Raw genomic sequence first — 399 nt, 5'->3', positions numbered from 1 at the left:
GCGTGAGCGGCACCAGCGCGGCGAGGGCCAGGGGAGCCGCCACCCGCAGGTCCGAGGGCGTGATGGCGGCTAGGCTCCCCAGAAGCCAGTAGGTGATGGCGGGCAGCTGATTGTAGGGGTCGGCGAGGTACTTGATGAGGGCGAGCAGCGCCCCGAGGAGGGTTCCGATTACCACTCCCGCCAGGATGAGGGTGAGGATGGGGTCGTGGCGGCGCACCGCCGAACCCACTGCGTACACCACGGCCACGGCGATGAGGCCGCCCAAGAAAGCGAATCCCTGGATCGCCACGACCCCCAGGGAAAAAAAGATGGCGAGGGCCGCGCCCAGGGCCGCGCCGGAGGAGACCCCCAGGATGTCGGGGGAGACCAGGGGGTTGCGGAACATGCCCTGGTAGGCTG

1 protein-coding gene is annotated in these 399 nt (G+C 69.4%); it reads right to left on the bottom strand.

Annotated elements, in window-relative coordinates:
* Positions 1 to 399, bottom strand: a 399-nt coding sequence (locus tag ACTFO6_RS17870; protein WP_439935760.1) for an iron chelate uptake ABC transporter family permease subunit, incomplete at both ends; no start/stop codon positions are given.

The organism is Pelomicrobium sp. G1, from assembly GCF_051905455.1.
Classification (GTDB): Bacteria; Pseudomonadota; Gammaproteobacteria; order Burkholderiales; family UBA6910; genus Pelomicrobium.
This window is presented reverse-complemented; position numbering and strand designations above follow the sequence as displayed.